Raw genomic sequence first — 6217 nt, forward strand, 5'->3', positions numbered from 1 at the left:
TCCACCAATGGTCAATGCGACAGCCACTGCCGAACTGGTGAGCCAAGCACCTGGTCGAATCGCCAACTCGGCGCGCTCGGAGTCATTCGCGGCGCACGATGAGGTGTCCATTGCGTCGACCGGAAAGCAGTACGTCGAGACTGTCGCAATGCCGCTGCGCGGGACACGGTCGGTGCTGATTCGGGTGGTCGAGTCCGATCCGCCGCAGCGGCTGGTCACCGATGGCGATCTGCCATTGTTGTTGCCGCGCATGGAGATTGAGTTCCGAAACATCGACGCGAACTCCTGCGAAGTCGCATGGCGGATGCTGAGCCGCGCGGAGAACGCCGTGGTCCGCTGGACCGTGCTGCCGTTTGCCCGATTGGCGATGGGCAGGCGGGCAAGAACAGGTCTGGGCAAGCTCAAGGAGCGACTCGAAGCCGGCGACGCAACCGCTCCTGGACCTGCGATGTGCGCGTCACCACCAACTTCGACCCGCAGTTCGCCGTCGAGGAGAAAGAACGTCTCGTCCTCGGCCAGATGCCGATGCACGGGACTGGCGTAACCGCGTTCACCCCGGTGCTCCAGGACGTCCAGCGCTCCGGCTGTCGCGGCCCCGCTCGCGCGGACGCGGACCAACGCACCCAGGAACCACACCGCCTGTTGAATCTCGGGTGTCAGCACTGCGGGAGCGGCCGGCTCGTCGTTCCCGTGAAACGTCATGCCTCAATCAGACACCAATCTCGGCAGTACAGGCTTAGCGGCCCCGCCAGTTGGGCTTGCGCTTTTCCCGCCAGGCCAGCACGCCTTCTGCGGCGTCCTCGGTCGCCGTGGCTACCTTGCGCATGGTCTCGCCGAAACGGACCGACTCGATCCAGCCCATGTCGGCGGTTCGCCACGCCACTTCCTTGGTTGCGCGCTGAGCCAGGGGAGCGGCCTGGGTGAGGGTGCGCGCCCACGACCGCGCCTGCGCCTGTAGTTCGTCGGGCTCGACGAGCTTCCAGACCAGCCCAATCTCCTTGGCCCGCTGGGCATTCATCGGCTTACCGGTCAGCAGCAGCTCCATCGCATCGGGCCACCTGACCCGCCGAGGCAATCGGATGGCCCCGACGATGGTGGGCACGCCGATCGATACTTCGGGGAAGGAGAAGCTCGCCTCGGTGGTGGCAATCACGAAGTCGCAGAAGAGAACTCCCGTCAGCCCGTAGCCGATACAGGGTCCGTGCACAGCGGCGATGGTCGGCTTGAAGAGTTCCATGCCGCTTTCGAACGAGTTGATCGTCGGCTTCTCCCAGAACGTGCCGCCGAACGTGCCGACCGACCCCTCACCGTCCTTGAGGTCGCCGCCGGCGCAGAACGTGCTGCCGTTGGCGGTCAGGATGCCGACCCACGCGTCTTCGTCGTCGCGGAACCGGTCCCAGGCGGCGTTGAGCTCCTGGCGGAGCGCGCCGTTGATGGCGTTGCGAGCCTCGGGCCGGTTGAGCGTGATGGTCGCGACGTGATCTTCGAGTTCATAGGTGACGAGGCTCATGAGGGCACCCTAATTGCGCGTTACGCTGGATCGCCCATGCAGGTACTGACCGCTTCCGCCGGTTTCGGTCACACGGACTGCGAGCGCATCGTTCCAGCGGCGCTGGCGCAGCCCGTGCTGGCCCTCACGAGCCTGGCGTATGTCGTCGCCGGGCTCGTGGTGCTGTATTGGGCGAGGCGGATCAGTGCGCCGCTGACCAAGGGCACCGCAGTGGCCCTGATAGCGGTAGGCGCAGGCAGTTTCGCCTACCACGGGCCGCAGCCCTCGTGGGCGCAGGTCGTGCACGACGTGCCCATCGTCGCACTGGGAACGGTGTGTCTCGTCGGCTTCGTTGTCAGCGTTCGCCGGGGGGAGTGGTCGACGTGGTTGGCGCCGGCCGGGATCATGGCGCTGGCGCTGATCGCCTACGCCGCGGGGCGCTCCGGCTCGCCGCTCTGCCGACCTGACAGCCTGTGGCAGTACCACGGCGCCTGGCATGTGCTGTCCGGCGCCGCCGTGATCTTGGCCGCCTTCGCCATGGCGCCCCGCGCGATGAAGTTTCGTGCCGCGGGCGGTCGGTATAGGCATGGCTGAGGAGACCCTCGTCGCGAGCACGACCATCAACGCGTCGGCCGAAACAGTGTTCGACCTGCTGGCGGATCCGTCGACGCACGCGGCGATCGACGGCACCGGATGGGTGCTGGAGCCTGTCGACCCCACGCCCCTCACCGACGTCGGCCAGGTTTTCCGGATGGGGATGTACCACGAGAATCACCCCAACAAGCACTACGAAATGGCGAACCGGGTCGAGGTGTTCGACCGGCCGCGTGTCATCGCCTGGCAGCCCGGCGCGGAACCTCGCCATATCCCGGGCCGCGAAGCGAGCGACGACAGCACTGTCGAATACGGCGGATGGATCTGGCGTTACGACCTCGAACCGGTCGGCCCCGGTCGAACCGAGGTCACGCTGACCTACGACTGGTCGCGAGTGCCGCCGCAGCACCGCGACATCGCGTTCCCGCCGTTCCCGCCCCAGCACCTGGACAACTCGCTGAAGCATCTGGCAGAGCTGGCCGAACGGCACACCAGTCGGTCAGGTGCCGCTGTCGACTAGGTCGAAAACCATGAGAGCGTGTGCGAACGGCCGCGGTGTGACGCCCACTGGGCCGAAGGGGTGATCGAGTGTGTACACGAGGTACAGAAGCAAGCCAAGCAGGACGGTCACCGCACTCACCAGCATCATGTGACCGCGGTCGCTTCGGAGTCGCATCAAGCTGGTGAGCAGGATGAGCACGGCCCCACCGAAGATCAACGAACACCACAACAGCGGCGGTATCCGTGGTTTGGCGTCCACGATTCGCGTGCTGCGATCGGACGCCAAGGTGGTCAGTTCGCTAAGGAAAGCTTGATTGATCGGGTTGGCCGCGACGCCGGATTGCCCTCTGCCCACGATGCGATACATATCGGCGATCGCAGCTCGGCCCTCGTTGCGAATGTGGCCGAATTCCTGCTTGCCCCATTCGGGACCTTGGGTGGCTTCGGCGTACCTGCGCAGCTGTTCACGTAGCTGTGATTGCTCCGGCTGCGGCATCGCGATCGTCTGTCGGTACATCGTCATCAACGTTGACGCTTCATTGGCGACATTGACCTCCGCCGAGAGGAATTGCTGCCACCCGACGACGACGGTGAAACCAAGAAGCGCACCGTAGACGAGACCGACGACCGTCAGGAAGGGCGACAGTATCGAGTTGTGCTCCGGGCCCGTGTCACGCGAAACGATGCGGCTCGACAGCCATACGCTCGCCACCGCGATCAGCACGGCACCGACGACGACGATGGCCAGAAGAAGCCAAGCGCCGAGTACCCCGAGGTCACCCATCGGATCAGCATGTCAGCAAATGTCAAATCACAGCACCAGATGTGTCTAAATACGACGGTCAAAGATGCTTGGTGGCCTCCCCGCGCGAGAGCGGGCTTAGTGCGGGGTGCGCGTCGACGAATACGCGCACCCAGTCGGGGTCGGTCTTGGCGTACTCGCGTAGTGCCCAGCCGATTCCCTTGCGCAAGAAGAAGTCCGGGTCATCGAGGTTGGCCTCGATGCAGTGGGTGAGTAGCTCGACGTCGGTGTCGCGCTTCGCGCCGAGCTGGCAGATGATCGATGCCCGCCGCTTCCACCGGTCGGTGTCCTCGCTCCACTCGCGCATCAGCGGTGTGACTGCGCCGGGGTAACGACGCAGCAAGAGGCCGATGCGCTTGCTGGCCAGCTCGTCGACGAAGTCCCACCACGCCCCGGTGACAATCAGCTCCTCGTACAGCGGCAACCGGCTGGGTTCCTGCCACTTGGTGTAGCGGCGATACCCGGTGAGATCCACTGCCATGTAACGCTCTTCCCGGTACTCCGCGCCATGCCACAGCTCGAGCACCGTGGCAACCCAGACGTCGACATCGGCCAATGGATGCTCGACGAACAACCGCGCCGCGAGTTTCGCCCGGGCCGGCTTCTGCACGCCGCGAAAGGGCATGTCGGACTTCATGTAACGCTGCATGTCGGGCGCCTTGGCGGGATCCGCGAGTGCGGCCAGACCGGCCCGGACCGCATTGACCAGGCCGGCGTCGAACTGTCGGGGCACGCGGTCATTCTGCAATAGGCACACAGAACCGATATGTGCGACGATGCCAGGGCCCGAACGGAGAGGACCGCCGAGTAATGACTGCAGCGAAGTTCGCGATCGCGGGCATGAGCATTGTCGGTGCGCTGTTGGCGGCCGCAGTCCCAGCGTCAGCCGATCCGGCGGCACCCACGCCCGCGCCATCGGACTCGACAGCAGCGGCGCCCGGCCAGCCCGTGGTGCTGCCGCCGGACGAACTGGCGGCTCCGCCTGCGCCGCCGCCCGCCGGCCCGCCGCCGGTACCCGAGATGGCGAACCCGGTGTACGGCTCCGGCCAATCCGGATCGGGCCCGCTCGGGACTCTCAGGGATCTATGGCATCAGGCCCACGATCCCAACGGGTTCCACGGCCCCACCGGACCCGTCGCCGCGCCTCCACCCGGGGCCGGCCCGCCGCCGCCTCTGCCTCCGGGGTACGTGTCGATGAACGCGCCGGGCTCCGAAACTCCCGTTGCGGCACCGGATCCCGGTGCGGGGCCGCCGCCGGGCGGCCCGGCGCTGCCGCCCGGGTACTACCCGTTGGACGGGCCTCCGCCTCCTGGGTATGAGTTTCAGTCGCCGACCGCGCCACAACCGCCGGCGCCGCCGGGACGCTAGCTCGACGCGTCGAGAATCTTGATCGCGAAGACGAGGCTGTCGCCGGGCTGGATTCCGGCGGCGGGCTGACCCTCGGGGTAGCCGTCCGCAGAGGTCATCGCGACCGCGACGGTGGACCCGACCTTCTGCCCGGCGATCGCCTTCTGGAAGCCCGGCACGACCCCGTCGAGCGGGAAATCGACGGGCGCACCCGTTTCATAGCTGCTGTCGAACACTGACCCGTCGCGACCATTGACACCCATGTAGCAGACCGAGACCGTCGCCGTGTCCGCGACGACCGGTCCGTCTCCGGCCTTCAGGGTGTGTACCTGGGTTTCGGTCACGCTGAACGGTGCTTCCACCTTGATGTTCGGCGCCGCCGACTCCGTGGATCCGGTCACCGCGACGCTGCCGGTGGCCCCGGGCAGGGTCCACTCGGGTGTGCCGCTGTCTTGCGGCGGCGTCGATGGGCACGCACTGGCCGCGGTTGCCGTCTCCACGATGGACGGCGGCGTGAACACATCGGAGACCGCGGGTGTCGTGGTGGTCGACGACGTTTCGGTGTCGGAACCGCACGCGGCGAGCGTCAGGACGAGGGACGCGGCACCGGCCGCGAGCGCGACGGAAGAAGACAGGCGAGAGGAATTCATCGTCGCCACGCTACCTGGCGCTGCGATGGGAGCTACGCCGGCCGAAGGATCGCGACGAGGAAGTCGGAGTCGTCGGTGAACGGTCGCAGATCCCAGGTCGACAGCAGCAGATCTGCAGTGAACCCGGCTTCTGCCGCGTCGTCGAGGAATTGGTCGAACTCGTAGTCGCGGCCGGCGCCGAAGCCGATGACCGCCCGCCCGTCACCGGTGAGGTGGGCGCGCAGGCGGGTCAACACACGGACGCGGGTACTCGGAGCAAGGAATGTCATGACGTTGCCGGCCGAGACGACCAGATCGAACGGCTCGGTTATGCCGCGCGCGGGCAGGTCGAGTTCGGCGAGGTCGCCGACGAGCCAGCGGGGTCCAGGATGATCGTGCTCGGCTGCCTCGATGAGGACCGGGTCGACGTCGACGCCGACGACGTGGTGGCCCGCCGCGGCCAGATAACCGCCCAACCGGCCGGACCCGCAGCCGGCATCGAGGATTCGCGCGCCGCGGGGCGCCATCGCGTCGATCAGCCGCGCCTCGCCGGCCAGGTCCTCACCGGCGCGCGCCAGCGACCGAAACCGTTCGATGTACCAGTGGGAGTGGCCGGGATCGGCCGCGACCTTCTGCATCCAGATGCTCTGCTCGACCATGCTGGCATTGTCGCAGCGGCAATTAAGTAGCCCCCGCAGAGTACGCCCACCATGATCCTGCCGAAGGTAGAAGGGGTTCCGTCGGTACAGGCAAACTCAGGGCGTGGAGGGTGGGCCGGTAGATCAGCTCTTGGATGTTGCCGTCGAGTGTCCGGCTCTCCCTCTCTGCCAACCTGGGTTGAGGCACCCGCCCCCT

Annotated in this window: 9 protein-coding genes and 1 pseudogene; 4 read left to right on the forward strand and 6 right to left on the reverse strand. The window is 66.8% G+C overall.

The window, feature by feature from the left end; translation table 11 throughout:
• Positions 1 to 7 precede the first annotated feature (7 nt).
• Positions 8 to 544 carry an SRPBCC family protein gene (locus CWS39_RS28650; protein WP_142386868.1) on the forward strand — a complete coding sequence of 179 codons (537 nt, stop codon included), beginning with the start codon at positions 8 to 10 and terminating at the stop codon, positions 542 to 544.
• On the opposite strand, the pseudogene CWS39_RS30330 reads toward CWS39_RS28650, so the two are convergent.
• Positions 484 to 702 (reverse strand): annotated as a pseudogene (locus tag CWS39_RS30330) (cupin domain-containing protein); the annotation flags it as partial. The gene CWS39_RS28650 and the pseudogene CWS39_RS30330 sit on opposite strands and share 61 nt — an antisense overlap.
• Positions 703 to 736: 34 nt before the next feature.
• Positions 737 to 1510 carry an enoyl-CoA hydratase/isomerase family protein gene (locus CWS39_RS18030; RefSeq protein ID WP_102144294.1) on the reverse strand — a complete coding sequence of 258 codons (774 nt, stop codon included), beginning with the start codon at positions 1508 to 1510 and terminating at the stop codon, positions 737 to 739.
• A 36-nt stretch (positions 1511 to 1546) separates the two neighbouring features.
• Here CWS39_RS18030 and CWS39_RS18035 point away from each other — a divergent pair, with 36 nt between their 5' ends.
• Positions 1547 to 2083, forward strand: a complete 537-nt coding sequence (locus CWS39_RS18035; RefSeq protein WP_102144295.1) for a hypothetical protein — start codon at positions 1547 to 1549, stop codon at positions 2081 to 2083.
• On the forward strand, positions 2076 to 2603 hold the full coding sequence (locus CWS39_RS18040) for an SRPBCC family protein (RefSeq protein ID WP_102144296.1): 528 nt from the start codon (positions 2076 to 2078) through the stop codon (positions 2601 to 2603). Before CWS39_RS18035 ends, CWS39_RS18040 begins: the two co-directional genes overlap by 8 nt.
• Here the strand turns inward: CWS39_RS18040 and CWS39_RS18045 are convergent.
• A complete protein-coding gene (locus CWS39_RS18045; RefSeq protein ID WP_102144297.1) occupies positions 2583 to 3368 on the reverse strand; it encodes a bestrophin-like domain in 786 nt (261 codons plus the stop codon). The two genes, CWS39_RS18040 and CWS39_RS18045, sit on opposite strands and share 21 nt — an antisense overlap.
• A 58-nt stretch (positions 3369 to 3426) precedes the next feature.
• On the reverse strand, positions 3427 to 4119 hold the full coding sequence (locus CWS39_RS18050) for a DNA alkylation repair protein (RefSeq protein ID WP_233213559.1): 693 nt from the start codon (positions 4117 to 4119) through the stop codon (positions 3427 to 3429).
• Positions 4120 to 4196: 77 nt separating this feature from the next.
• Between CWS39_RS18050 and CWS39_RS18055 the strand changes: the two genes are divergently transcribed.
• Positions 4197 to 4754, forward strand: a complete 558-nt coding sequence (locus CWS39_RS18055) for a hypothetical protein (RefSeq protein ID WP_102144312.1) — start codon at positions 4197 to 4199, stop codon at positions 4752 to 4754.
• On the opposite strand, the gene CWS39_RS18060 is transcribed toward CWS39_RS18055, so the two are convergent.
• Both CWS39_RS18060 and CWS39_RS18065 read right to left on the reverse strand, forming a co-directional pair.
• On the reverse strand, positions 4751 to 5383 hold the full coding sequence (locus tag CWS39_RS18060; protein ID WP_102144313.1) for an FKBP-type peptidyl-prolyl cis-trans isomerase: 633 nt from the start codon (positions 5381 to 5383) through the stop codon (positions 4751 to 4753). The genes CWS39_RS18055 and CWS39_RS18060 overlap by 4 nt on opposite strands.
• Positions 5384 to 5415: 32 nt before the next feature.
• The gene (locus CWS39_RS18065) at positions 5416 to 6021 is read right to left on the reverse strand and encodes a class I SAM-dependent methyltransferase (protein ID WP_102144299.1); all 606 of its coding nucleotides are present in this window, start codon (positions 6019 to 6021) and stop codon (positions 5416 to 5418) included.
• Between the last annotated feature and the right edge of the window lie 196 nt (positions 6022 to 6217).

It is taken from the genome of Mycobacterium hubeiense, from assembly GCF_002838065.1.
GTDB classification, from domain to species: Bacteria; Actinomycetota; Actinomycetes; order Mycobacteriales; family Mycobacteriaceae; genus Mycobacterium; species Mycobacterium hubeiense.

What these genes read in the sequence shown, in the direction of transcription:
- CWS39_RS18060 (WP_102144313.1), bottom strand. Translation starts at nt 5,383, where the DNA reads ATGAATTCCTCTCGCCTGTCTTCTTCCGTCGCGCTCGCGGCCGGTGCC.
- CWS39_RS28650 (WP_142386868.1), top strand. Translation starts at nt 8, where the DNA reads ATGGTCAATGCGACAGCCACTGCCGAACTGGTGAGCCAAGCACCTGGT.
- CWS39_RS18065 (WP_102144299.1), bottom strand. Translation starts at nt 6,021, where the DNA reads ATGGTCGAGCAGAGCATCTGGATGCAGAAGGTCGCGGCCGATCCCGGC.
- CWS39_RS18055 (WP_102144312.1), top strand. Translation starts at nt 4,197, where the DNA reads ATGACTGCAGCGAAGTTCGCGATCGCGGGCATGAGCATTGTCGGTGCG.
- CWS39_RS18040 (WP_102144296.1), top strand. Translation starts at nt 2,076, where the DNA reads ATGGCTGAGGAGACCCTCGTCGCGAGCACGACCATCAACGCGTCGGCC.
- CWS39_RS18030 (WP_102144294.1), bottom strand. Translation starts at nt 1,510, where the DNA reads ATGAGCCTCGTCACCTATGAACTCGAAGATCACGTCGCGACCATCACG.
- CWS39_RS18035 (WP_102144295.1), top strand. Translation starts at nt 1,547, where the DNA reads ATGCAGGTACTGACCGCTTCCGCCGGTTTCGGTCACACGGACTGCGAG.
- CWS39_RS18045 (WP_102144297.1), bottom strand. Translation starts at nt 3,368, where the DNA reads ATGGGTGACCTCGGGGTACTCGGCGCTTGGCTTCTTCTGGCCATCGTC.